The following is a 26,274-nucleotide window of genomic DNA, read 5'->3' on the forward strand; positions in this document are numbered from 1 at the left end:
TTGCCTCCCGGCGAGGGCGGGGTAAGCCGCCCGCGGCTAGGGGCGGAGCCCCTATTGAGCGGGATTTAGACCCACAGATTCCGCTGAGGACCCTAGATTTAGGGTGCGAGTGATCGAACTATGCAGAACCACCCAGCTTCGAAGAACGTCCTTCTTATCACACCATTTCGGCATAAAATTCACTTCATTATTTTTCATTTAATAGTGCCAGGGTCTAAATAGTTATAACGCCTGTGCAGCGCTTGGTTAGCCTTCTAGCGCTGACGCCGATCTTAAGCGGTCAGCGATTACCTTGCCATTTTGATTTCCAAGAATAATAAATTCTCGTTTCTTTCGAAAAACCTCTATAAACACCCTGCCATCATGGGGATAGTCACCCATCCCCAATTTTCTATTTGGATTAAATTCAACGGATTTAATTTCTGACAAAGGAATAGAGAAATTTGCTGAGCTAGTTTGTTTTAACTTCTTCTTCTCTATGTATGATCTTGAGTTTTCTAGGTCCCCTGATACAGCTAAAATCCCAGTTGCATACTTAGTGAGTGGATCACCAAAAGTTACATGTGCTGCAGTCAATCCTCGGCAAATTTTGCCTTCTATTTTCCCTTCTTTAATGCTAATCAAGTAGGTACGGTTAAGTATTAACCCGTAATGCTCCATAGCGACAAATGACCAGTTTTTCATTTTCAAAGGTTAACGTTTTTAGCTGGAGCGCAGTTTACTGCGTCCACTTGTTGGGGGCTGCCAGCCAAAACGCTAAAGCACCAACTAGGCCGCATGTCCCAAGAAACGATACCCCTTGGGCGAACTGAAACCAACCTGCCATTGTGGGGGCGCCATCAATCATTGTTAGCACACCGTTTACGGATGCACTTGTTTTTAGTTCCGGGTACTTCAGCGGCCAAGTAAATATTGCCATCGGAACAGCAGCCAAAATAAATCCCGCGCCTAAGGTTGACCACCAACGAACCAGATTAAACCAGCGAAGAACAAAATAAGCTGGTAAACCGAGCAAAAGTACAAAAGCTGCGGAAACAAAAAAGCACAGTATTGCAAAATTTTTTGTGCGGATCCATATATAGGGATCGTCGGGCTCAAAAGCCTGATATTGGCCATAGAGATACCACAAGAGCATCAAAAGAGCGGGTAAACCTGCTGCAGATAAAAACGCGAGCACGATTCTCATAAGACCCCTAACCTATCCAATGCCTATTTAAAATCTCAAGGGCTGTACGAACTGCGAGACGGATGGATCAGGCTTCACCATTCTCAGTGAAACGCCCTGTGCGGACCCGCATGCAGGGTGTTGTGGGGGCTGAGAGTTAGAAACCCTTGGCTACCCGATTATAAGCCCTGTACTTTGTTCGATAACTCGATTGTTTGTTCACGGTTTTTTGTAACGACTAACCAATCAAACAGGACTTCGCTGTACTCTCCTGTGACAGCTAATCAGCCGCGGATTACTTTGTGTGCTTTTGGCAAGAAAATGTGAGCGCAGCGACCGTGCAAAAAGTGAACAAAGTAAGGCGTCAGCTGCATTGCTTTGTTAACCATCGGAGACTAGCACCCGCTCCAAGCAGTATGAACTTTGCGACAAAGTTGCCCTAAATATCTGTGCATTTGGCGCATAACTTTGTTTGAGTCGTAAAATCTTTTCCTCATTTTCTTTTGAGATACATGCACCCAAGATAATTTCTTTAATTTTTTCTTTTTTAAATGGGTAAGTTCCAGAGCCACCTTCATACCTAAGCTTTATGAAACGGACCTCTTCTTCATAACTCCATACGTTCGATTTTCTTTGCATTGTCACTTCGAATAGTTCATTTAGATCTTTTTCATCATCTGAGCCAAATATCCCTGGATGAACCTCCGGGTATTCTGATTTATATCTAACTTCATGTAGACTACCGTAGTCATCGTCTAGCTCACAATTAAAATCAAAGCCGATACAAATTCCAGAATGTTTCATTGAGTAGTGAGACCACATGAGAATTTTATCCCACTTCTTGCTCAAGCAAAGAATACCGTAATTATTGAAAGTGTCATGAAGTCTCTCACGAACGGATCTTTCATCGGCCATACTAATGACTATTTGTTTCTCCAACTCCTTTCTTTTTTTGAAACCTATCCCTGGGTATTGCCTAGCAATATAATCCCGAGCATAAACTTTGCGTTGTTCTAACGTCTCAATGCCAGTGATTTTTGGTTTTGATTCAAACGGATCATTAAATTCTGCTGGCTTTGCAAAATAGAGCAAACCTTCTTCGAAAACCTGCTCAAATTTATAATCATTAAAAGATCGATATTTATATAGCATTTTTGGTTAACGCCGCAATCAAACGCGGCTTGCCTTGTGTGCTTTTTGCACGAAAATAGGAGCGCAGCGACCGTGTAAAAAGTGCACAAAATAAGACGTCGGCTGCATTGCCTGGTTAACTGCGAGACACGAAGGTTGATGCTATAAAGTGGTGCAACTCTGTTTGATTACACCAATACTCTTCGATTGTACCCCATTCTTTAAAAGAGCTTTCATTAAAGCCATCTTCAATATCGTTGTAATACAAACACTTGTTGCCGTAAATGGCGACTACCCAGAATCCACCACCCTCATCGCCCATTGGCGACTGGAGCCATTTTTGCACTTCAGGCAGTTTGATCTTCTCCCAAACAAGCCTAGCCTCCGGGCCCATCTCATATTCTGAGACTTCTATGATGCCTTCTAAGTGGCTCTTTTTTATCGGTTCCCAAGTACTCATTTGGTTTTAGCAGTTAACGCCCGCAGCACCGGCCCAGCAAGCGTATACTGGCCTGTTTTTCAAGGCCAGTGCTTGCTGGGTCCGTGTGGCTGCGTTTGTTATGCATTGCTGCTAGTTTTTACATCCGTTTTTGGCGCACGTAATGCGCTCTGATGAGTTTACCCAATGACCCGGATTAGCATTTGTATTAGTGCCGCACCCAGTAGTGCCGCCCTTAGATCCGCTGTGGACTTCTCCGGTGGGTGTGTGTTTTACGGCCATATCTCAACTCCTTTGCTTGGTGCGAGTTAGTGTACGTCAAAGGGTCTATTCCCACCCCCCATTTGCACACGTTGTAATGCGAAAATCAGCCGAAATACGGTAATCGCAAATCCTTCAAGGCACGGTCATTCTGATGTGCATAACAGTTAATTCAAAAGACACCGCAATATATCTACCAACTCTCTATCTGCAGACCTCCAACTCTCTATCTGCAGACCTCTCGGATATCTCTACAGGGAAAAATTCTTAAAAATCAATGAGTTCGACTAAGTTGGCGCCATTTTCTACAGATAGATAGTGCAGCTTGGCTTTCTATCTTTTCATTAAAGGTGCTTTTGATCATATTGAGAATCCCTTAAAAGTCAATGAGTTAGCGGGTATTTTTCGGAGATAGATGAAGCTGCTGCTGAATTCTGCTTGACGTGTGATGATGCCGGTAAATTCTGTATATAAAAACAGCAAATGAGGCACTCTCACGAATGACATGTGCTGTCGATTGCCTCGGATCGGGTGCTAGAAGGGTAGCTTGATGAGCGGGGATGGCGGGCCTGCGGCCCGCAAGCCGAGCTGGGGCTCGGTGTTCCCAGGGGAGGACTCCTTAAGGTAAAAGCCCCGCATTGCGGGGCTCGATATCAAAAGGCGATATTTTTCGGTGTGCGCGGAAATGGAATAACGTCGCGGATATTGCCCATTCCGGTGACGTAGGAAACGATGCGGTCGAAGCCCAGGCCGAAGCCGGCGTGGGGGACTGTGCCGTAGCGGCGCAGGTCTCGGTACCAGTCCAGGTGTTCCATGGGAATACCCATTTCGTCCATGCGCGCGTCGAGTTTTTCCAGGCGCTCTTCCCGCTGGGAGCCGCCGATAATCTCACCGATACCGGGGGCCAGTACGTCCATGGCGGCGACGGTTTTGCCGTCGTCGTTCATGCGCATATAGAAGGCCTTGATATCCTTGGGGTAGTTGAGCACGATCACCGGTTTCCTGAAATGCTTCTCGGCCAGGTAGCGTTCGTGTTCCGAGGCCAGGTCGACGCCCCAGGCAACCGGAAATTCGAATTTCTCGCCGCACTTTTCCAGGATTTCGATGGCCTCGGAGTAATCGATGCGCGCGAAGTCATTCCCGATAATATTTTCCAGTCGCGAGATGGTCTCCTTGTCGATACGCTGGGCGAAGAAGGCCATATCGTCGGCGCGCTCTTCCAGTACTGCCTTGAATACGTATTTCAGCATCGCTTCGGAGAGGCTGGCGATATCCGCCAGGTCGGCGAAGGCGACTTCCGGTTCCACCATCCAGAACTCCGCCAGGTGACGGGTGGTGTTGGAATTTTCTGCACGGAAGGTGGGGCCGAAGGTGTAGACCTTGGACAGCGCCAGGCAGTAGCTCTCCAGGTTGAGCTGGCCGGAAACGGTGAGGAAGCTCTCCTCGCCGAAGAAGTCCTGGGAGTAATCCACCTCGCCCTTGTCGGTCAGCGGCAGATTGGTCTGGTCCAGGGCGCTCACCCGGAACAGTTCGCCGGCGCCCTCGCAGTCGGAGGCGGTGATGATCGGGGTGTGTACGTAGTTGAAGCCGCGCTCGTGGAGAAAGCGGTGGATCGCCTGGGCGATGCAGTTGCGCACCCGCGCCACGGCGCCGCTGACGTTGGTGCGCGGGCGCAGGTGGGCGTGTTCGCGCAGGTGCTCCATGGTGTGGCGCTTGGGGGACATGGGGTAGGTATCCGGATCTTCCACCCAGCCGACCACTTGTACTGAGGTCGCCAGGATTTCGATGGATTGGCCCTTGCCTTCGGAGGGCTTGATGGTGCCCTCGATATCCACCGCGCAGCCGGTGGTCAGGCGCAGCACCTCCGACTGGTAGTTGGCGATATGGGATTCGACCACCACCTGGATGGGATCGAAGCAGCTGCCGTCGTGCACGGCCAGGAAGGACAGGCCGGCTTTGGAGTCGCGGCGGGTTCTGATCCAGCCCTGCACCCGGGTGCTGCTGCCCTCGCGGTCGCTGGACTTTAATAGGTTATTTACAGACTCAACTTGCATGGGTGTGCTCTTATCTATTATTCGATTGGGTGGGGGAGCGGGTCCCGCCTACTCAGTGAATTACCGGCGCATATTGACGTTTTGGCGGAGGGAAATCCAGCCCCGGGGGCGGGGCGGTCAGAGGTGGTCCCGCGGGATTTGCCGGTGCCAGTTCTCGGCAAAGACCCGGCTGTCGCCTTCCCAGGCGTCCAATTCGGCGTGGATGTAGAAGTTGTTTGTATCCGCGGTGAGCAGGGTGCGGGTGGTGGTGCGCACGGACCAGTTGCCGCGCCGGAAGATGCGCTCGGTGCGGGTTTCACCTTTCAAAGACATGAAGTCGTCATCGCGATAGCTGTACCAGTTCCAGATACGGTTGGCGACTTCCATATCGATCTCCTCGATATACCTCAGGCCGTCGTCCTTGATCACTTCCAGCACCGATTCATCCAGGGCCAGGTCCCGGTGCACCAGCCAGTTGTGGTTTGGGGGTTCTATGAACTGGATATCTATCGGTTTGGCGCCCTCCGGCGGTTCAAATTGGATATCCTCATCCTCCGGGCGGGGATCGCGCTCCGGCAGTATCAGTCGGCTGCCGGCGGGGAAGATACTGAGCCGCACCGGTTTGGGGGGCGGCCAGGCCAGGGCCCAGTAGGAGGTGGAGAGGCTCAGGCGCAGCCGGTGGCCGGCGGGGAAGTTCTGGCCGATATAGTTCATTGAAACCCAGATTCGGTAGCGCTTCCCCGGTGTCAGTGGTTCCGGCTCGGCGTGCCCGTTGCGGTGGGTCAGGTTGAACAGGCCATAGGTTACCCGGGTCGCTTTACCGTCCGGCGCTACGTCGGATAGCCGCGCGGCCACCATGGCTACCGGCTGGTTGCAGGTGAGCTCCAGTTGGACAGAGGGGGCTCCGAGGATCTCCACCTCTCTATCCAGCGGTGCGCTTTCTAGAACCAGGGCACCGCCGTCTTCCTCGCGCTGGTCGTGGGGCAGGTCCGGCGCGGCGGTATAGGAGCACCACTTGCCGGCGAACAGCCCGACGCTCAGTGGTGACTGGATCTCTACCATTTCCTCCCGGGAGCGGGGCGGTTCATTGCCCACCAGTATGCGGCCTGAATCCAGTGGGTAGCTGACTTCGCGGATGTCCGGTGCCGGCCAGCGTCTTTCCCCCACCCAGCGGCCGGGCCGCTCAAGATATCGGGTGGTGGGAGGCACGCTGTCCTGCATCCAGGCGCGCAGCATGGGCTCGTCCATGATCCCGGTGTCCATGCCTTTCAGCCAGTGGTCCCACCAACGCAGGGTTTCCTGCAGGAAGCCGATCGCCGGGCCCGGCGCCCCCTGGTGGGGGTACTTATGGCCCCAGGGGCCGATTAGTCCCTGGCGCGGTACTTTGAGATGTTCCAGCAGGCGGAAGATCGCGTTGGTATAGCCGTCGCTCCAGCCCCCAACCAGCATCACCGGACAGCGGATGGCACCATAGTGCTGGCTCACCGAGCCGTGTTCCCAGTAGCCATCGCGGTGTTGATGGCGCAGCCAGATATCCAACCAAAGGCCGCTGTGGCGCAGGCGCTGGAACCACATATCGCGCCAGCGCTCGCCCACCAGCGCCGGGTCCGGCGGGCAGGTGTTCACCGAGAACATGGTGGTGGCTTCGGACAGGTTATCCGTCAGCAGACAGCCGCCCATATAGTGCATGTTGTCCAGGTAGAGGTCGTCGGTGGAGCAGGCGGATACCACTGCCTTGAGTTGCGGCGGTGCCAGTGTGGCGATCTGCAGGGCATTGAAGCCGCCCCAGGAGATACCCATCATCCCCACATTGCCGTTGCACCAAGGCTGCTCCGCCAGCCAGCGGATAACCGCCACGCCGTCGTCCAGTTCCCGCTGCCGGTACTGGTCCTTGAGTATGCCGCCAGACTCGCCGCTGCCGCGCAGGTCCACGCGCACACAGGCGTAGCCGTGCCCCGCCAGGTAGGGGTGCATGATAGAGTCCCGCAGCCGGGTCATATCCCGCTTGCGATAGGGAATATATTCCAGGATCGCGGGCACCGGCTGTTGCATGGCTGTTTTCGGCAGCCAGATCCGCGCGGCCAGGCGGCAGCCGTCGGGCATGGGAATTTCCACATGTTCGCGCATTTCCACCGCGTGTGGGAATTCCTCCACCACTTTCATTTTCTAGTACCGGACATGATTGAACTGGAACGCCTCCGGCTCCTTGCCGTCGGAGAACTCGAAATGCAGCTTGCCGGCGAGCTGGCGATAGGTTTTGAGCAACTCGCGCTGGTTCTCGGCACCCAGGAAAATATTGGCGATTTCGTAGCTGTAGCTGTCCGGATTGATTATTTCCGAGAGGTGCTGGCCCTGCTCGACGGTGATCTCTATCTTGCTGTCGGCCACCGTCGATTCGATCTCCCGGATTTCCGCCTCATTGGGAACGCGCTGTACCAATGTGTCGTCGTAGCGTCGCAACATAAATTTCGCGGCGGAGCGGTACTTTCCGCGGCAGTTGCTGAGGTCTGGTGTGTGGCCCAGTGCCAGGTCTACTGCAACCTGGTGATTGGATACACCGTGCACCTTGATAAACTGGTCACTGTGGGATTGGGAAATACGGGTGTTGACCTCGAGGATCTTGAACGTATTTTTCTGTTCGTCCCAGAAAAACTCGATTCCAAATGCCGAGTTGTCGAAGCCCAGGTGGCGCAGCAATTTTTCACCGGCGGCACGGATTTTATGCTGCACCTGCCTGGGCCAGACCGAGGGATATTCGTAGCGGGTAAAGCTCTGGTTTTTGCTGTCTTTTACCGTGTCGACTATGCCGTGTATACGGTATTCCCCATCCAGCATCGAGCCTTCGATACCACATTGCTTGCCGGTGATGATTTCCTCGGCAATGCACCAGTTACCGTTGATCGGAGCCACCTCTGGCGGCACCGATATATGGGCGAGGGTCTGATTGAAAGGATCGCCGAAGCGGTGAATTTCTTTACGGATCATTTCAATTGCGCTGCAGAAGGCCCGCTCGTTGTCGACGCGAAAGCCAAGGTATGAGGAGTGGGCCTTAATGGGCTTGAGCCAGAGCGGATAGTCGATGGTCACCTGATCCAGGGGGTCCTGGGCGAATGGGTCGATGGCGCAGAAGTCCGGTGTCCAGTCGGGTAGGATCTCGCGCTGTTCCAGGCGGCTCCAGTACTTGTGCTCGCATTTGAGTACCGCCTGCAGGGAAGCGGAGCGCAGCCCGAGTTTTTCACTCAGGTGGGGCTGCAGGGCACTGGTGGGATAGTCCCAGTGGCCGAGGATGCCGGCAATGGGCTCGGGGAATTCGCGAAGTTGACGCTCCGCTTTCTGCAACAACGCGTCGTAGGGGTAATTTTCCGCCAGTACCACTTCTTCGAGCTGGAGGAGGGGGTGGAATCGATACTCCTCGGGGTGGTGGATACTTTCGAGGTAGGGCAGGCGTAACGGGTCCAGCCCGAGGACAAAGAAGTGCGTGGGCATACACTGATCCAGCTGTGCGCGAGCCGCCTGCTGCGGTCAACAATGATTTACCAGCAGTTTAGCAGTGTGGAGAATGTCCACAGGGGGAGCGGGGGATATTCTGAACTCGTCACCCCGGTGCGGGCCGGGTCCGGCGATCAGAGCGCCGGTCAGTGCCGGGGTGACGGGAAAGCAGTCGCAGCTTTAAACGAGGCCGCGGCGGCGGAAGAGTGACTGGGGTTGGTCTACGGCGGCCTGGTAGCTCTCGCTGAAGTCGTTCAGAGACTCCAGCAGCCCGGAGAGCGGCTGCTCGCCTTCATAGGCAAATGCGTTGAAACCGCAGCGGCGCAGATAGGTGAGCTGGTCGCGCATAAAGGCGCCTACCGCTCTCAGTTCCCCTTGATAGCCATAGCGCTCTCGCAGCAGGCGCGCGGTGGTGAAGCCGCGCCCATCGGCAAAGGCGGGGAAGTGCACCGCGATCAGCGGCAGTTTCCCGGCATTCTTGCCGATCAGGTCCGCAGTCTCGTCGCTGTCCAGCCAGACGCCGATCTCGGCTTTGCGCGGGGCCAGGGCGCTGCGCAGGGGCTGCCAGAGAGAGTAGGGCAGAATCACCTTGCCCGGGGCGAGGGATTCCGCTGTTATTTCCGTCTCCTCGTCGGTCTGCGGCAGCAGGCGCCATTCATTGGCCACTATCCGGCCGTCGAGAATCAGTTGCTCCGGGTTGGCGGGCTGGGGACCCGCTTTGCCTGAACTAGCTGGCTTTGGCATAGACTTTTTCCTTGAACGGTTGCACGCCGATGCGGTTGTACGTGTCGATAAAGGGTTCTTCCGGGCGGCGCTGTTCCAGGTAGATATCCAGGATCTTGCCGATTACCTCCGTCACCTCCGCGCGGGAGAAGCTGGGGCCGAGTACCTTGGCCAGGCTGGCGTTTTCAGAGGAGCTGCCGCCCAGTTGCACCTGGTAGAACTCCTCGCCCTTCTTGTCCACGCCGAGAATGCCGATATGGCCCACATGGTGGTGGCCGCAGGCGTTCATGCAGCCGGAGATATTCAGGTCCAGGTCGCCCAGGTCGTAGAGGTAGTCCAGGTCGTCGAACCTGCGCTGGATGGCCTCGGCCACGGGGATGGACTTGGCATTGGCCAGGGAGCAGTAATCGCCGCCGGGGCAGCAGATCATATCGGTGAGGGTGCCGATATTGGGTGTGGCGAAGCCGTGTTTGCGCGCCGCCTGCCAGAGTTCAAGCAATCGATCCTGGGGGACGTCTGCCAGTACCACGTTTTGCTCGTGGGTGACACGCACCTCGCCGAAGCTGTATTCATCCGCCAGGTCGGCGATGGCCTCCAACTGGCGGTCGGTGACATCGCCGGGGGGCACGCCGGTGGGCTTGGTGGACAGGGTGATGGCGCGGTAGCCGGGCACCCGGTGCGGGAAGCTGTTGCGTTCCAGCCAGCGGGAGAAGGCCTTGTCATCATCCGCCTGGGCCTGCAGGGCAGCGTCGCTTACAGCGCCGTCGAAGGTTTTGTACTCCGGTGCGGTGAAAAAGGACTTGGCCCAGGCCAGCGCGTCATCGGTGAGCTTGTCGGCGCCGTCCTTGATCTGCTCCCATTCCCGCTCCACGCGGCGGCCGAACTCCTCGGCGCCGAGGGCCTTCACCAGGATCTTGATGCGCGCCTTGTACTTGTTGTCGCGCCGGCCCAGTTGGTTGTAGACGCGCACTATGGCTTCCAGGTAGGAGAGGAGGTCCTCTTCCGGCAGGAAGTCGCGAATCTGCTCGGCGATCACCGGTGTGCGGCCCTGGCCGCCGCCGACCAGAACCTGGAAGCCGATCTCGTCGCCGCGCCTGACGATCTGCACACCGATATCGTGCACGCGGATCGCCGCGCGGTCGGCCTCGCTGCCGCTGACCGCGATTTTGAACTTGCGCGGCAGGAAGGCGAATTCCGGGTGGAAGGTGGACCACTGGCGGATCAGCTCGCAGTAGGGGCGCGGGTCGGCGATCTCGTCCCGGGCCACTCCGGCGAAGGGGTCCGAGGTGGTGTTGCGGATGCAGTTGCCGCTGGTCTGTACTGCGTGCATCTCCACTTCCGCCAGTTCGGCAAGGATATCCGGGATATCCTCCAGTTGCGGCCAGTTGAACTGCAGGTTCTGGCGGGTGGTGAAGTGGGCGTAGCCCTTGTCGAAGTCGCGGCTGATGCGCGCCAGCCGGCGCAGCTGCGCGCTGTTCAGCAGGCCGTAGGGTACTGCGATACGCAGCATGGGAGCCAGCCGTTGGATGTAGAGGCCGTTCTGCAGGCGCAGGGGCAGAAACTGCTCCTCGCTCAGTTCACCGGCCAGGTAGCGTTCCGTCTGGCTGCGAAACTGTGCCACCCGCTCCTGGATAATGGTGTGGTCCCGCTCGTCGTATCGATACATAAGAACTTGATTCCATTGCCTTTTAGCGCTTTGTAGCCCGGACAGGAGCACGCCCACAGGCATCTCCCGCGGCGCATAACATACCAGCGGGCTTATGCGAAAAGTAACAATTTTTTTCGCTAGCTTAGTAACTAATAGTTATAAGTGCTTTCCAATTGCCGGGATTGGCTCGCTTGCGCTGCCGGCGGGGATTTGCTCTACTTGAAGCGACCGTTCTGAAGCGGTCCAACTACAGTCAAGAACAATAATTGGTATCGGAGTATTTCGATGAGTGAAGAAGTAGTTGTATCCAGTGAAAGCGATGACTTTGTCGATGCCATAGCGGCGGTGGCGCTGGTGGCTATCTTTGTCGCAACCTGTATTTTCTGGGTGGCTTCCCAGTAAATCCATCCCTTCCCTGTGCCCGGAGCTGAGCGGTGCCGGGCGGAACTCTCCGATTAAACCCCCTTCGCAATCGCCGTGAATCGGCGGCGCCTTTTTTGTAGGAACATGACCGGGCTGGATAGCTGTCAGGGAACGTCATGCTTGAACTTCGCCGCATCAGAAAGTCCTACCCCACACCACAAGGTCTCTTGCCAGTACTCCAGGGCGTCGACCTGCGCCTGGCCGCCGGCGAGAGCCTGGCCTTGATGGGCGAGTCGGGCAGTGGCAAGTCGACCCTGCTGCACCTGGCGGCGGGGCTCGACACCCCCGACGACGGCGAAGTGCGCCTCGATGACCAGCCGCTGTCGGCACTCGACGAGCCCGCACGGGCTCGACTGCGCCGCGAGCGGCTCGGCCTGGTGTTCCAGCAGTACCACCTGGTGCCGAGCCTGACCGCAGCCGACAATCTGCGTCTGCAGGCTCGGCTGGCCGGGCGTGAGGATGCCGCCTGGAGTCGGGAACTGCTCGAGCGCCTGGGCCTTGCCGGAATGGCCGGGCGCTATCCGGAACAGCTCTCCGGCGGCCAGCAGCAGCGCCTGGCGATCGGCCGCGCCCTGGCAGCGCGCCCGGCACTACTGCTCGCCGACGAACCCACCGGCAACCTCGACGAAAACAGCGCCGATGAGGTACTGGCGCTGTTGCTGGCACTGGTCAGGGACAGAGGCTGCGCGCTGCTGATGGTCACCCACAGCCCGCGGGTGGCGGCACCCCTCGATCGCTGTCTGCGTCTCAGACACGGCCGAATCGCGGAAGCCTCGCTGTGAATGCCGCATCACCGCGAACCGCCTTTCTCACCCTGTTCTCGCACTATCGCCGCCATCCCGGTCAACTCGCCATGCTAATAGTAGGACTGTGGGTAGCCAGCGCGTTGTGGAGTGGCGTGCAGGCGATCAATGCCTCGGCCCGCGACAGCTACGCGCGAGCTGAAGCCCTGTTCAGCACCGGCCTGGACCGGATCGAACGCCGCGATGGCCGTCCGCTCACCTTGGATGATTACCTGTCGCTGCGCCTCGCGGGCGCCCCGGTGTCGCCAATGGTGGAAGGGGAGATCGAACTCGCCGGAGGCAGGCGCGTGGAAGTATTGGGCGTCGATCCCCTGACCCTGCCGGAAATCAGTGGCTTCCGGACTGCCGGCGGTACCGGGTCGCTGCGCGACTTCCTGCAGCCTCCCTACCGTACCCGCCTGGCGCCCGATACGCTGGCATCGCTGACGGCGGAAGACGATGCGCTTCCGTCCTTGGCCGATGGTCGCGCGCTGCCGCCACTGGAACTGGCACCTGAACTGCCGCCCGGCCTCGCGGTAATGGACATCGCCGTCGCCCTCGAACTGCTCGAACGCGACGGCCTGAGCCATCTGTTGGTGGCGCCGGATGCTCGTGTCGAACTGCCCGACTCGCTGGTGCGCAGCGCCGCCGCGACCCCGATGGCGCCAGGCCAGTTGACCGACAGTTTCCACCTCAACCTGACCGCCATGGGCCTGCTGGCCCTGGTGGTGGGGCTGTTGATTGTGCACACCGCGCTCAGCCTCACTCTTGAGCAACGTCTGGGGTTGATGCGCACCCTGCGCGCCCTTGGGGTATCGGGCCGGGCGCTGGTCGGCCTGTTGCTGAGCGAATTGCTGCTGCTGGGGCTATTGGGCGCCGCGCTGGGTATCCTGAGTGGCGCGTGGCTGGCCCGGTGGCTACTACCCGATGTCGCCGCCAGTCTGCAGGCCCTCTATGGCGAGCGCGTGGGCATCGAGCTGGCGCTGCCGTGGCACTACTGGCTGGGGGGATTGGCGGTTACCTTGGGCGGGCTCCTGACCGCCGGACTCGGCACGTTGTGGCGGGCGGCCCGGCTCGATGTGCTGGGCCTGGGGCACGCCCAGGCCTGGCGCGCCCAGTTCCTGCGCCAGCTGCGCAGCATGACGCTCGCCGGCGGCCTGCTGTGGCTGGTCGCCCTGGGCCTGCTGGTATGGCTCGATCGCCAGCCGCCGGCTGAGGGGCTGACCCCGGGCTTCGTGATGATCGCGGCGGGGCTGCTCGGCAGTGCACTGTGGCTGCCACCGCTGCTGGCCATGCTGCTGGTCGGTGCCGGCCACCTGCTTCGCCGGCATCCGCTGGCCCAATGGGCGCTGGCCGACCTGCAATTGCAACTGCCACGGCTGTCGGTGGCAATGATGGCGCTGCTGCTGGCCCTGTCGGCCAATTTGGGTGTGGGCAGCATGGTCGGCGGTTTTCGCCTGACGTTCCTCGAATGGCTGGACCAGCGCCTGGTTGCCGATCTCTACCTGCGCCTGCCGCCCGCACAGTACCAGGCGGCCGTTGATTGGCTGGAATCGCGCGACGAAATCGACACCCTGCTGCCCCGTGCAAGTGCCGAGGCCACGCTGCTCGCCAAAGAGGGTTCGCAGTACCAGCCCCGGCCGGCGAGCGTATACGGCGTCACGCCTCATCCAACGTTGACCGAAAGCTGGCCCCTGCTCGCCAGCCAGGAGAACGCAGCGTCGGCATGGCGAGCCTTTGCCCGGGGCGCGGCGATGATCAACGAGCAGCTCGCCCTGGCCACCGGCCTGGCACCGGGACAACGGCTGCGCCTGTCGAGTCCCTCCGGGCCGCTTGAACTGCCGATCGCCGCGGTCTATCCCGATTACGGCAATCCACGCGGCGAGGTGATGCTGACCACGACTGACCTCAGTGCACGTTTTCAAACCTCGCCCGATTCGATCGCTATCGTGCTCGAGCGGGAACTGCCACCAGGAGCCATCGAGACGCTGCGCCGCGACCTTATCCAGGCCCTGGGTATCGGCGGCGGCAGCCTGATCGACCAGCGCGAGATCCGGCGCCGTTCGACCGACATCTTCGAGCGCACATTCGCCATCACCCGGGCCCTGAACACCCTGACACTCGGGGTTGCGGGGTTGGCTCTGCTGTCGAGCCTACTGGCACAGAGCAGCCAGCGTCGTGGCCAGCTCGCTCCCCTGTGGGCGCTGGGGGTCGCGCGCGGGCCGCTGGCCGGAGCGGGCGTTGTCCAGCTCGGCAGCGCGGCCCTGGTTACTGGTCTGCTCGCCGTGCCTGTGGGCCTGGCACTGTCCTGGTGCCTGGTTGCGGTGATCAACGTCGCGGCCTTCGGCTGGCGCCTGCCCCTGTATGTCTTCCCCGCACAGATCGCCGCCACCCTGGCACTGGCGTTAGGCGTGGCTCTTCTCGCCGCCGTGCTGCCGGCCTGGCGGCTGTGGCGCACGTCGCCGCGCATTCTGCTGACGGAGTTCGAAGCCCTATGAGCCCAGGCGGACATGCAAAACGTTTTCTCCCCTGGCTGGCGCTGGTGGCGCTGCTCGCGGTACTGGCATTGCAGCAGCGGGATACCGAGCCGCCACCGGAAGATTTTGCGGGGTTGGGCGAGCAGGCGGAGGGCTACGCCCAGGCACGTCCGGGAGCTGCCTTGCGCTTTCCCCGAGACCATGGCGCCCACCCCGATTACCGCATCGAATGGTGGTACCTGACCGCCAATCTCGAAGACCCCGACGGCACGCCCCTGGGTATCCAGTGGACGCTGTTCCGCCAGGCGTTGTCCCCTCCCGATGATGACGATGGGCGCAGCGACTCCCCCTGGGCCAGCCGCCAGTTATGGATGGCCCACGCCGCGCTGTCGACACCGGATGCGCATTTCGTCGCCGAGCGCTTCGCCCGTGGCATGACGCTGCCCGATAGTCGTGGCCAGGCCGGCGTCAAACTCGAACCATTCGCGGCCTGGCTGGATCATTGGCGCATGGAAAGCCGGTCGACCGCCCCCGCCGGTGACACCCTGGACCGGCTGCAAGTGACGGCACAAGGCAGCGACGAAGGGTATGAATTCGGCTACCGCCTTGACCTCAATGCCGAAGGCCCGTTGGTGCTGCATGGGGAAGGGGGCTTCAGCCGCAAGTCTGCCGATGGTCAGGGTTCCTACTACTACAGCCAACCGTTTTACCGGGTCGAGGGGCAGGTCGAGATCGACGGAGAGACACGCGAAGTCAGCGGCCGAGCCTGGCTGGATCGCGAGTGGAGTAGCCAGTTGCTGGGCAGTGGGCAACGGGGTTGGGACTGGTTCTCGCTGCATCTGGAGGGCGGTGCCAAGCTGATGGCCTTTCGCCTGCGTGGCGGTGGCGAGGAAGGTGGTGACTTTGTCTCGGGAAGCTGGATCGATGCGGATGGGCGGCGGACCTCCCTTGCCGGCGACGACCTGCGGTTAAAGCCTATGACATACAGTCCGGTGGCCGGGCGCCAAGTGCCCACCCAGTGGCGACTGCGCCTTCCGTCCAGGGATCTGGACGTGACCGTGAGTGCACGCCGTGCGGATCGCTGGATGAATACCGCTTTCCCCTATTGGGAAGGCGACGTGGTGGTGGAGGGCAGCCGTTCGGGGGTCGGTTACCTGGAAATGACCGGCTATTGAGCTGGATGCGCCATGGCCGCGATCGAGGCGTGGTTCCGGCAAAGGGCTCAGCCCATATTACCCAGCACGGTTTTCACCACCAGCACCAAGGCCAACACAAAGAGGGCCGTAAAGATAACCCCCGCGGCAATATAGGTCTTGATACTGCCAACCTTGAAATCCCGTTCCCGATTCTTACTGCTCTGCACGCCGATGGCGGCGGCCAGGGTGCTGAGTATCACCTGGCCAAAAGAGGGGTTGGGTTTCTTGTCTTCGCTCATGCTCAGTCCTCCAGATTGGGGCGCAGCCAGCGCTCCAGCTCATTTTCCGGCATATCCTTGCGCTCGGCCAGGCTCTTGAGTTGGTCGCGGCCTATCTTGCCCACGTTGAAGTACTTGGCTTGCGGGTGGGCAAAGTACCAGCCGCTTACCGAGGCGGCGGGGAGCATGGCGAAGTGCTCGGTCAGGCGAACCCCGGCATTTTCCTCGGCGTCCAGCAGGCGGAACAGGGTGCTCTTTTCCGAGTGATCCGGACAGGCGGGATAGCCGGGAGCGGGGCGGATGCCAGTGTAGGCTTCCTTGATCAGTTCCTCGTTGCTCAGATGCTCGTCCGGCGCGTAGCCCCAGTATTCCCTGCGCACCTGTTTGTGCAGATACTCGGCGAGGGATTCCGCCAGCCGGTCCGCCAGCGCCTTGACCATAATCGCACTGTAGTCGTCGTGGGCCGCTTCGTATTTTGCAGCCAATTCGTCGGCGCCGATGCCGGTGGTGACCGCGAAGCCGCCGACATAGTCCCCCACACCAGAGCCGTCAGCCCTAAAAGAGTCCACCGGGGCGACAAAGTCGGCCAGCGAGCGGCAAAGGCCATCGCCGCCGCGCTTCTGCACCTGCTGGCGCATCTGGTGCAGGCGGGCCAGTTCTTCAGTGCGGCTTTCATCCTTGTAGACGATGATGTCGTCGCCGTCGCTGTTGGCCGGCCAGAGGCCGAACACCGCGCGGGCACGCAGCAGTTTCTTGTCGATAATTTCCCGCAGCATCGACTGGGCGCTCTTGAAAAGATCCGTGGCCGCTTCGCCCACCACTTCGTCGTTGAGGATCGCCGGGTATTTGCCGGCCAGGTCCCAAGAGATAAAGAAAGGCGTCCAGTCGATGGTGTCGACCAATTTCTCTAACGGGAAATTGTCAATAACGGTTACTCCGGGTTTTCGCGGAATTGCCGGTGTGTAGCTGCCCCAATCGAACTGCGGCGCCGCCGCCAGCGCCTCCTCGTAGCTGAGACGAGTATCGTTGCGCTTGCGATTTGCGGTGCGGTGCCGGACCTTTTCGTACTCCTCGCGGATACCATTGACGAATTGCGGACGCAATTCGTCGGAGATCAGGCTGCTGGCCACGCCCACCGCGCGGGAGGCATCGGCCACATACACCGTCTGGTTGCGCTTGAACTGGGGATCGATTTTTACCGCGGTGTGCGCCTTGGAGGTGGTGGCGCCGCCGATCAGCAGCGGGATATCGAAACCCTGGCGCTCCATCTCCGCTGCCACGTGCACCATTTCGTCCAGCGACGGCGTGATCAGGCCGGACAGGCCGATGATATCGCACCGCTTTTCCTTTGCGGTCTGCAAAATGGTTTCGCAGGGCACCATTACACCCAGGTCGATTACTTCGTAGTTGTTACAGGCCAGTACCACCCCGACGATATTCTTGCCGATATCGTGCACGTCGCCCTTGACCGTGGCCATCAGGATGCGGCCGTTGGGTTTGCTGTCCGCGGTCTTCTCAGCCTCGATATAGGGCTGCAGGTAGGCCACCGCCTGTTTCATTACCCGCGCGGATTTCACCACCTGGGGCAGGAACATCTTGCCCTCGCCGAACAGGTCGCCCACCACGTTCATGCCGTCCATCAGCGGACCTTCGATCACATCCAGCGGGCGGGTAGCGGCGGCGCGGGCGGCCTCGGTATCTTCCAGGATATAGTTGTTGATACCCTTGACCAGCGCGTGTTCCAGGCGCTTGTTCACCGGCAGTTCGCGCCAGCTCAGATCCTCTTTGCGCGCCTGTGCCGCGCCGTCGCCGCGATACTTTTCCGCAATATCCAGCAGCGCCTCTGTGGCTTCCGGGCTGCGGTTGAGGATTACATCCTCGACTTTTTCCCGCAGTTCTTGCGGCAGGTCGTCGTACACCGCCAACTGGCCGGCGTTGACGATACCCATATTCAAACCGGCCTTGATGGCGTGGAACAGGAATACCGAGTGGATCGCCTCGCGCACCGGGTTGTTGCCGCGGAAGGAAAAGGACACATTGGACACGCCGCCGGAAACGCTCGCTCCGGGGAGGTTCTCGCGGATCCACTGGGTGGCTTCGATAAAGTCCACCGCGTAGTTGTTGTGCTCTTCGATACCGGTGGCCACGGCGAAAATATTCGGGTCGAACACAATATCCGTGGGCGCGAAGCCGACCTTGTCGACGAGAATGTCGTAGCTGCGTTTGCAGATTTCCGTCTTGCGCTTGAAGGTATCCGCCTGGCCGCTTTCGTCGAAGGCCATTACCACCACCGCGGCGCCATAGCGCAGGCACTGGCGGGCTTTCTTGACAAAATCCTCTTCGCCTTCCTTGAGGCTGATGGAGTTGACGATGGGCTTGCCCTGGATGCACTGCAGCCCCGCCTCGATCACCTCCCACTTGGAGGAGTCCACCATAAAGGGCGCTTTGGCGATATCCGGTTCGGTGGCCGCAAGATTGAGGAAGCGGCGCATGGCGGCGACGGAGTCGAGCATCGCCTCGTCCATATTGAAGTCGATCACCTGCGCGCCGTCTTCCACTTGGGCGGCGGCCACCTGCAGCGCGGTGTCGTAGTCCTCGTCCAGGATCAGGCGCTTGAAGCGGGCGGAGCCGGTGACGTTGCAGCGCTCGCCCACATTCACGAACAGGGCGTTTTCATCGGCGACGAAGGGCTCCAGGCCGGACAGGCGCAGGGCCGGTTTGATCTTCGGCAGTACACGCGGCGGAATATCGGCCACCGCATCGGCAATTGCGCGGATATGCTCCGGCGTGGTGCCGCAACAGCCGCCGAGAATATTCAGAAAGCCGCTGCGCGCGAATTCGGCGACGATACCGGCGGTTTCCTCCGGGGTCTCGTCGTACTCGCCGAATTCGTTCGGCAGGCCCGCGTTCGGGTGCGCGGAAACGTTCTCGGCACAGACGCCGGACAGCGCTTCCACATAGGGGCGCAGCTCGGTGGCGCCCAGGGCACAGTTGAGGCCGACGCTGAGCGGCTTCGCGTGCGCGATGGAGTAGTAGAAGGCCTCGGTGGTCTGCCCGGACAGGGTGCGCCCGGAGGCGTCGGTGATGGTGCCGGAGATCATGATCGGCAGCTCAAAACCCAACTCCTCGAACAGCAGGTGCAGGGCGTAGATGGCCGCTTTGGCATTCAGGGTATCGAAAATAGTCTCGATCAGGATGATGTCCGAGCCGCCTTCGACCAGGTTGCGTGCCGCCTCGACATAGTTGTTCACCAGCTCGTCGAAGGTGACATTGCGCGCGCCGGGGTCGTTCACGTCCGGGGAGATACTGGCGGTTCGTGAAGTCGGGCCTATGACGCCGGCCACGAAGCGCGGCTTGTCCGGTGTGGACAGGGCGTCGGCGGCGCGGCGCGCGACCTGGGCGGCAGCCCGGTTCAGCTCCGGGACAATATCCTCCAGATCGTAGTCCGACTGGGACAGGCGGGTGGCGTTGAAGGTGTTGGTCTCGATAATATCGGCACCGGCCTCGAGATAGTCCCGGTGCAGCTTCTCGATCAGCTCCGGCTGGGTCAGGACCAGCAGGTCATTGTTGCCCTTGAGGTCGCTGTGATGGTCGGCGAAGCGGCTGCCGCGGTAGTCCTCTTCCGCCAGCTTCTCCCGCTGAATCATGGTACCCATGGCGCCATCCAGGATCAGGATGTGCTCTGCCAGCGCGGCGTGAAGCTGGTCGAAGCGGTGGCGGCGGGACTGCTGGGGCATTGAAACTTCCTTCGCGGGGTTACGGGGGCGGCAATCTTAACATATTGGGGCGCAGCCCCCGGAACGCGGAGCTCGGGAGCGCCTGCCGCCAGTTCCGCAAACGGGCACAGGCCCCTCAATTGGAAGAGCAGAACTATGTTGCAAAGCGCCAGAGAGGAACGGTGGGACTTCTGGATCGACCGCGGCGGCACCTTCACCGATATCGTCGCGCGACGCCCGGACGGCCGGCTGGTCAGCCACAAGTTGCTCTCCGAGAACCCGGAGCAGTACGAGGACGCGGCCCTGGCCGGCATCCGCGCGCTGCTGGAGGTGGAGCCGGAGGCGCCGATCCCGGCGGAGCGGATACGCTCGGTGAAGATGGGCACCACTGTGGCCACCAACGCGCTGCTGGAGCGCAAGGGGGACCCCCTGGTCCTGGTCACCACCCACGGTTTCCGCGACGCCCTGCGTATCGGCTACCAGGCCCGCCCGCGGCTGTTCGACCTGCATATCCGGCTGCCGGAGATGCTTTACGCCGAAGTTCTGGAAGTGGGCGAGCGGGTCACCGCCAGTGGCGAGGTTTTGCAGGCACCGGATGAGGAAAGGGTGCGCCGCGACCTGCAGGCGGCTTTCGACCGCGGCATCCGCGGCCTCGCCATCCTGCTGATGCACAGCTACCGCTATCCGGACCACGAGCGGCGCATCGCCGCCATCGCCCGCGAAATCGGCTTTACCCAGATCTCCGTCAGCAGCGAAGTCAGCCCGCTGATCAAGCTGGTGGGTAGGGGCGACACCACCGTGGTGGACGCCTATCTGTCGCCGGTGCTGCGCCGCTATGTGGACCGGGTCGACCGCGCGCTGGGCGACACTCGCCTGCTATTTATGCAGTCCAATGGCGGCCTTGCCGATGCGCATTTCTTCCAGGGCAAGGACGCGATTCTCTCCGGCCCCGCCGGCGGTGTAGTGGGCGCGGCGAACACCGCGGAGCAGGTGGGTTTTTCGCAGGTAATCGGCTTCGATATGGGGGGCACCTCCACCGATGTATGCCACTATCGCGGCGACTACGAACGCACCCTGGAGTCCGAGGTGGCCGGGGTGCGCATGCGCGCGCCCATGATGCTGATCCACACGGTGGCCGCCGGCGGCGGCTCGATCCTGCACTTCGACGGCGCCCGCTACCGGGTGGGCCCGGATTCCGCCGGCGCCGATCCCGGCCCCGCCTGCTACCGCCGCGGCGGACCGCTGACGGTGACCGACTGCAATGTGATGCTGGGCAAACTGCAGCCGGAATTCTTTCCCCATGTGTTCGGCCCCGGCGCCGATCAGCCCATTGACGGGTCGGTCGTGCGCGAGAAATTCGCCGCGCTGGCGGAGGAAATCCGGCGCGCCACCCGCGATACGCGCACACCGGAGCAGGTGGCGGAAGGTTTTCTCGCCATCGCGGTGGAGAATATGGCCAGCGCGATCAAGCAGATCTCCGTGCAGCGCGGCTACGACGTTTCCGATTATCTGCTCAACTGTTTCGGCGGTGCCGGCGGCCAGCACGCCTGCCTGGTGGCGGACGCGCTGGGCATTGAGCAGGTGCTGCTGCACCCGCTGGCCGGGGTGCTGTCCGCCTACGGTATCGGCCTCGCCGATCTGCGCCTGACCCGCGAGCGCAGCCTGGAGCGGGAATACTCTCCCGAATCGGAAGCGGAGCTGAACCGGCTTTTGCAAGAACTCGCGGACGAGGGCAGGACGGAAATGCTGGCCCAGCAGGTGCCGGAGGAGCAGATCCACTGCCTGTACAAACTGCACCTGAAATATGCCGGCACCGATACCGCACTGGAGGTGGCCATGGGCGGGCGCGGGCAGGTGATCGCCGAATTCGAGGCCGCCTACCGCCAGCGCTTCGGTTTTCTCGCCGAGGGCAAGCCGTTGATTGTGGAGGCGGTGCAGGTGGAGGTGATCGGCGGTTCCGGCAGTCCGGACGAGAAGCCGGAAAGTGGAAGCGCAGAGGCGCGCAGCGAAATACCACCCAGCGCAGAGGCCCGGGTGACCATGGGGGGAGAGAGCCGCACCGCGCCGATCTACCGCCGGGAGGAACTGCGCGAGGGCGAGGCGGTGTCCGGCCCGGCGATTATCAGCGAGGCCAACAGCACCATCGTGGTCGAGCCCGGCTGGCGCGCCAGTGTCAAAGCCACTGGATTGCTGTTGGAGCGGGTCGAGGAACTGCCCCGGCAGCGGGCCATCGGCACCGATGTCGATCCGGTGATGCTGGAAATTTTCAACAATCTGTTTATGTCCATCGCCGAGCAGATGGGCACAGTGCTGGAAAAGACCGCCTCCTCGGTGAATATCAAGGAGCGCAGGGACTTCTCCTGCGCGCTCTTCGACCGCGACGGCGAACTGATCGCCAATGCGCCCCATATGCCGGTGCACCTGGGGTCCATGAGCGAGAGTATCAAGACGGTGATCCGCGAACGCGCGGACACCATGCGCGCCGGCGATGCCTATGTGCTGAACGCGCCCTACAACGGCGGCACCCACCTGCCGGATATCACCGTGATCAAACCGGTTTTTCAAGGGGAGGGCGAGGGAGATGAACTGCTGTTCTACGTCGCCACCCGCGGCCATCACGCGGACGTGGGCGGCATCACCCCAGGCTCCATGCCGCCGTTCAGCCGCAATGTCGAAGAAGAGGGCATATTGCTGGACAATCTGAAGCTGGTGGACGCCGGCAGATTCTGCGAGGACAGCATTCGCGAAAAACTCGCCAGCAGCAAATGGCCCGCGCGCAATATCGAACAGAATATCGCCGACCTGCACGCGCAGCTGGCCGCCTGCGAAAAGGGCGTGCACGAACTGGCGCGCATGGTGGAGCATTTCAGCCTGCCGGTGGTGCAGGCCTATATGAAACACGTGCAGGACAATGCCGAGGAATCCGTGCGTCGGACCCTGGACGCGCTGCACGACGGCGACTTCCGCTACGAGATGGACGATGGCAGCGAGATCCGGCTGGCGGTCACCGTCGACAAGTCCGCGCGCCGCGCGCGCATCGACTTTACCGGCACCAGCCCCCAGCACGCCGGCAACTACAACGCGCCGGCGGCGGTGACCAAGGCGGCGGTGCTCTACGTGTTCCGCTGCCTGGTGCGGGACGATATCCCGCTCAACGGCGGCTGCCTGAAGCCGCTGGATATCGTCGTCCCCGAGGGCTGTATGCTGAATCCGCAGTACCCGGCGGCGGTGGTCGCGGGCAATGTGGAGACTTCCCAGTACGTAGTGGATGCGCTCTTCGGCGCGCTGGGGACCATCGCCGCGGCCCAGGGCACCATGAACAACTTCACCTTTGGCAACGAGCGCTACCAGTACTACGAAACCCTCTGCGGCGGCTCCGGCGCGGGGCCGGATTTCGATGGTACGGATGCCGTGCACACCCATATGACCAACTCCCGGCTTACCGACCCGGAGGTACTGGAATGGCGTTTCCCGGTATTGCTGGAGGAGTTCAGTATCCGCCGCGGCTCCGGCGGCGCCGGGCGACACCGGGGCGGCGACGGCGCGCGCCGGCGCCTCCGCTTCCTGGAGCCCATGTCCGCCTCCATTCTCGCCTCCCATCGCCGCCTTCCGCCGTTTGGGCTGGACGGCGGCGAAGTGGCGGCGCTGGGGCGCAACTGGGTGGAAAAGGCGAATGGTTCCAAAGAAGAACTGGACGGCTGTGCCGAGGTGCAGATGGAGGTGGGGGATGTCTTCGTTATCGAAACTCCCGGCGGGGGTGGCTATGGCGAGTTTTGATGAAGGGGAGAACATCGTCTCCCCTAGTATCACTGGCTTTGTTTAGTGAACTTCCGTTGCCAATAAAGATTGCATTTCAGGATCAATTCTTTCTGTTTTCCTGTTGAGGTTTATCTGCATATTTATCGAAGCCAGGTCTAACATCGTTGGTTCAACTTCTCGGATTTTTTCAGATACGCACCACTCGAGAACAAAAAAAAGATGCCATAAAGGACGCTTTCCAGAATGTAGGGGAAGCGGAAATGTGGATTTAGTTACCAGTTTTCTTACATTTTGGCGGGAACACCTAACAAATGGCGCTATATCAGAAACTCCTACAATATCGGGAGTAGCTTCGATAAATACCGCATCAGGGATGGCGTTCCTCACATCACGCATTGCAGAAAGTACTGCATCAACTGCATTTTCTGCTTCTCTGTCAAATTGAAGTGATATACAACCGGGATGCCCTAGTCCAATAATCGCGTCATCGCATCCAGCTTCAATTAGTTGGCCAATATATTGTTCCGGGTCTATATCAGCATCAGGAAGTTTATAGTTAAGCGTAAATTCAAACTCTTTCATAAACTTACTCCGCAGACTCATCTGATTCGCCACCGGTACATTTATCAACAGCCTTGATAATCTGCCTCGCATGTTTTCCTGGGTTTCTCGGAGTGCTATATATGCCTGTAATGCAAAAGGCGCCACATCGGCACTCTTTGTCATTATGAGGACAATATATCTTTCCCCACACATGGGAGCCGCCAACCTCAACTCTCCAGCCGCTTTCTTCCGCGTGCTGCAGGGCTCCTTCGATCTCCTTATGAGGGTGTCTATTTCGAGGCATAAGTCCGGCTGCTTCCTTTTTCTTCAAGTGTAGGAGGAGTTAATCAAGGTTGTCAATTGACAACTTTTGGTGAGGAGTCCAGCTAGATCATTATTGTGACCGAATAGTTCTCTGGCCCAATAGCCTAGGAATAGGCTTGTAACCAAATGTTCTAGACGACCGGTCTAGTAGAGATTAAACTCCGCGGCATGAAATCCAGCTACGACGATACACGCCAGCATCTCCTCGATACCGGCCACCGGGTGATGTCCAGCAAGGGCTTCTCCTGTGTCGGCCTGAGCGAGCTGTTGAACACTGCGGGCGTGCCCAAGGGTTCCTTCTACCACTACTTCAAATCGAAGGAGCAGTACGGCCAGGCGCTGCTGGAGGACTACTTCAGTAAATACCTGAAAGATATGGACCTGCTTTTTTCCCTGGAGGCTCGCAGCACCGCCGACAGCCTGATGCGCTACTGGCAGGAGTGGCTGAAAATCTACAGCGAACCCTGCGACGAGCAGAAGTGCCTGGTGGTAAAGCTGAGCGCCGAAGTAGCCGATTTGTCGGAGCCTATGCGCCTGACCCTGCGCGACGGCACGGACCGGATTATCGCGCGCCTGGCGGAATGCATAGAGGCGGGTCGGGAGGACGGTTCGCTGCCGCAGGACCTGGATGCCCGAAAGAGCGCCGTCACCCTTTACCAGATGTGGCTGGGCGCCAGCCTGCTGGCCAAACTGCATCGCACGGGTGAGTCCATGGTCCAGGCGATGGAGGCGACGCGCACTCTACTGGGCCAGGAATAGTCCCGAGTTTTTCGACCCGCCGCGAGGCGGGTATTTTTGAAGTACGAATTAGACGACCGGTCTAATAGATGTTGGGTCAAGAGCAGTCCCCAATAAATAAACGTTCCACCAATCGAAGGAGTCGATTCATGTCGCAACCCACTGACAAGAACCGCCGCATTGTGCTGGCTTGCCGGCCTGAAGGCGCACCCGCCGCAGCGAATTTCCGCTTGGAAGAGGAGCCGCTGCCGCAGCCCGCAGAGGGGCAACTGTTATTGCGCAGTGTCTATCTATCCCTGGACCCCTATATGCGCGGGCGCATGAGCGATGCCCCCTCCTATGTCGAGCCGGTGCAGATCGGGGAGACTATGGTGGGCGGCACGGTGAGCAAAGTCGTGGAGTCCCGCCACCCGGATTACGAGGTTGGCGATTGGGTGTTGGCCTACAGCGGCTGGCAGGACTACGAGCTGTCGGACAGCACCGGGCTCACCAATCTCGGGGCGGATCTGCAACATCCTTCCTACACTCTGGGGGTATTGGGCATGCCGGGCTTTACCGCCTACAAGGGGCTGCTGGATATCGGCGAACCCAAGCCCGGTGAGACCCTGGTGGTTGCCGCTGCGACCGGCCCCGTTGGCGCAACCGTCGGCCAGATCGGCAGGATTGTGGGCTGCCGCGTGGTGGGTATCGCCGGCGGCGCGGAGAAATGCCGCTACGCGGTGGATGAGTTGGGATTCGACGCTTGTATCGATCACCGCGCGGAAGATTTTGCCGAGCAACTGGCCGCGGCTTGCCCCGATGGTATCGACGTGTATTTCGAGAATGTCGGCGGCGAGGTTTGGGATGCCGTATTGCCGCTGCTCAACGACTTTGCACGGGTTCCCGTTTGCGGTTTGGTCTCCCAGTACAACGCCACTTCGCTGCCAGAGGGGCCGGATCGCTCGGGGCTGTTGATGAGCCAAGCGCTGGTAAAACGTCTGAAAATTCAGGGCTTCATCATCCTGGACCACTACGGTCCCCGTCTCGACGATTTTCAGCGAGATATGTCGGCATGGCTCGCCGCCGGCAAGATCAAATATCGGGAAGAAATTGTCGACGGACTCGAGAAGGCACCACAGGCCTTTATGGGCCTGCTGGAGGGTGGCAATTTCGGCAAGCTCGTGGTGCGCGTCGGCGCCGACAACTGATTTTTTAAAAACAAGGAAAGAC

At 59.9% G+C, this 26,274-nt stretch carries 18 protein-coding genes; 6 read left to right on the plus strand and 12 right to left on the minus strand.

The window, feature by feature from the left end; genetic code table 11:
• Positions 1-246: 246 nt before the first annotated feature.
• From FHS09_RS03560 to FHS09_RS03600, 9 genes are all read right to left on the minus strand, one after another.
• The gene (locus FHS09_RS03560; RefSeq protein WP_221191782.1) at positions 247-690 is read right to left on the minus strand and encodes a hypothetical protein; all 444 of its coding nucleotides are present in this window, start codon (positions 688-690) and stop codon (positions 247-249) included.
• A gap of 28 nt (positions 691-718) precedes the next feature.
• Entirely contained in the window at positions 719-1,186 is a 468-nt protein-coding gene (locus tag FHS09_RS03565; protein ID WP_183456788.1) for a hypothetical protein, read from the minus strand.
• A 360-nt stretch (positions 1,187-1,546) separates the two neighbouring features.
• A complete protein-coding gene (locus FHS09_RS03570) occupies positions 1,547-2,317 on the minus strand; it encodes a DUF2971 domain-containing protein (RefSeq protein WP_183456790.1) in 771 nt (256 codons plus the stop codon).
• A 115-nt stretch (positions 2,318-2,432) separates the two neighbouring features.
• A complete protein-coding gene (locus FHS09_RS03575) occupies positions 2,433-2,756 on the minus strand; it encodes a hypothetical protein (protein WP_221191783.1) in 324 nt (107 codons plus the stop codon).
• An 893-nt stretch (positions 2,757-3,649) separates the two neighbouring features.
• Positions 3,650-5,050, minus strand: coding sequence for an asparagine--tRNA ligase (asnS, locus tag FHS09_RS03580; RefSeq protein WP_183456792.1), 1,401 nt, complete (start codon positions 5,048-5,050; stop codon positions 3,650-3,652).
• Between the two features lie 117 nt (positions 5,051-5,167).
• Complete coding sequence (locus FHS09_RS03585; protein ID WP_183456794.1) at positions 5,168-7,192, minus strand: CocE/NonD family hydrolase; 2,025 nt, start codon at positions 7,190-7,192, stop codon at positions 5,168-5,170.
• A gap of 3 nt (positions 7,193-7,195) precedes the next feature.
• Complete coding sequence (locus FHS09_RS03590; RefSeq protein WP_183456796.1) at positions 7,196-8,515, minus strand: ATP-grasp domain-containing protein; 1,320 nt, start codon at positions 8,513-8,515, stop codon at positions 7,196-7,198.
• Positions 8,516-8,698: 183 nt separating this feature from the next.
• Entirely contained in the window at positions 8,699-9,262 is a 564-nt protein-coding gene (locus FHS09_RS03595; protein ID WP_183456798.1) for a DUF934 domain-containing protein, read from the minus strand.
• Positions 9,246-10,907: a nitrite/sulfite reductase gene (locus FHS09_RS03600; RefSeq protein ID WP_183456800.1), complete on the minus strand. Its 1,662-nt coding sequence runs from the start codon at positions 10,905-10,907 to the stop codon at positions 9,246-9,248. Before FHS09_RS03600 ends, FHS09_RS03595 begins: the two co-directional genes overlap by 17 nt.
• Before the next feature lie 521 nt (positions 10,908-11,428).
• Between FHS09_RS03600 and FHS09_RS03605 the strand changes: the two genes are divergently transcribed.
• The 3 genes from FHS09_RS03605 to FHS09_RS03615 are packed head-to-tail and all read left to right on the plus strand — an operon-like array spanning position 11,429 to position 15,746.
• Entirely contained in the window at positions 11,429-12,094 is a 666-nt protein-coding gene (locus FHS09_RS03605; protein WP_183456802.1) for an ABC transporter ATP-binding protein, read from the plus strand.
• A complete protein-coding gene (locus tag FHS09_RS03610) occupies positions 12,091-14,592 on the plus strand; it encodes an ABC transporter permease (RefSeq protein ID WP_221191784.1) in 2,502 nt (833 codons plus the stop codon). Before FHS09_RS03605 ends, FHS09_RS03610 begins: the two co-directional genes overlap by 4 nt.
• Positions 14,589-15,746 (plus strand): lipocalin-like domain-containing protein, encoded by a 1,158-nt coding sequence (locus FHS09_RS03615; RefSeq protein ID WP_183456804.1) that lies wholly within the window; start codon positions 14,589-14,591, stop codon positions 15,744-15,746. The genes FHS09_RS03610 and FHS09_RS03615 overlap by 4 nt, the downstream gene beginning before the upstream one ends.
• Positions 15,747-15,793: 47 nt before the next feature.
• On the opposite strand, the gene FHS09_RS03620 is transcribed toward FHS09_RS03615, so the two are convergent.
• Together FHS09_RS03620 and metH are read right to left on the minus strand one after the other, a co-directional pair.
• Positions 15,794-16,006 carry a DUF2970 domain-containing protein gene (locus tag FHS09_RS03620; protein WP_183456806.1) on the minus strand — a complete coding sequence of 71 codons (213 nt, stop codon included), beginning with the start codon at positions 16,004-16,006 and terminating at the stop codon, positions 15,794-15,796.
• 2 nt (positions 16,007-16,008) lie between these two features.
• Positions 16,009-19,722, minus strand: coding sequence for a methionine synthase (gene metH, locus FHS09_RS03625; protein WP_183456808.1), 3,714 nt, complete (start codon positions 19,720-19,722; stop codon positions 16,009-16,011).
• A gap of 135 nt (positions 19,723-19,857) precedes the next feature.
• On the opposite strand from metH, the gene FHS09_RS03630 reads away from it, so the two are divergent.
• Positions 19,858-23,478 carry a hydantoinase B/oxoprolinase family protein gene (locus FHS09_RS03630; RefSeq protein ID WP_183456810.1) on the plus strand — a complete coding sequence of 1,207 codons (3,621 nt, stop codon included), beginning with the start codon at positions 19,858-19,860 and terminating at the stop codon, positions 23,476-23,478.
• A 42-nt stretch (positions 23,479-23,520) separates the two neighbouring features.
• On the opposite strand, the gene FHS09_RS03635 is transcribed toward FHS09_RS03630, so the two are convergent.
• Positions 23,521-24,042 carry a DNA-binding protein gene (locus FHS09_RS03635; RefSeq protein ID WP_183456812.1) on the minus strand — a complete coding sequence of 174 codons (522 nt, stop codon included), beginning with the start codon at positions 24,040-24,042 and terminating at the stop codon, positions 23,521-23,523.
• Positions 24,043-24,495: 453 nt separating this feature from the next.
• Here FHS09_RS03635 and FHS09_RS03640 point away from each other — a divergent pair, with 453 nt between their 5' ends.
• Complete coding sequence (locus tag FHS09_RS03640; RefSeq protein WP_183456814.1) at positions 24,496-25,086, plus strand: TetR/AcrR family transcriptional regulator; 591 nt, start codon at positions 24,496-24,498, stop codon at positions 25,084-25,086.
• Between the two features lie 128 nt (positions 25,087-25,214).
• Entirely contained in the window at positions 25,215-26,252 is a 1,038-nt protein-coding gene (locus FHS09_RS03645; RefSeq protein ID WP_183456817.1) for an NADP-dependent oxidoreductase, read from the plus strand.
• Positions 26,253-26,274: the final 22 nt, after the last annotated feature.

This window comes from Microbulbifer rhizosphaerae (genome assembly GCF_014191725.1).
Lineage (GTDB): Bacteria > Pseudomonadota > Gammaproteobacteria > Pseudomonadales > Cellvibrionaceae > Microbulbifer > Microbulbifer rhizosphaerae.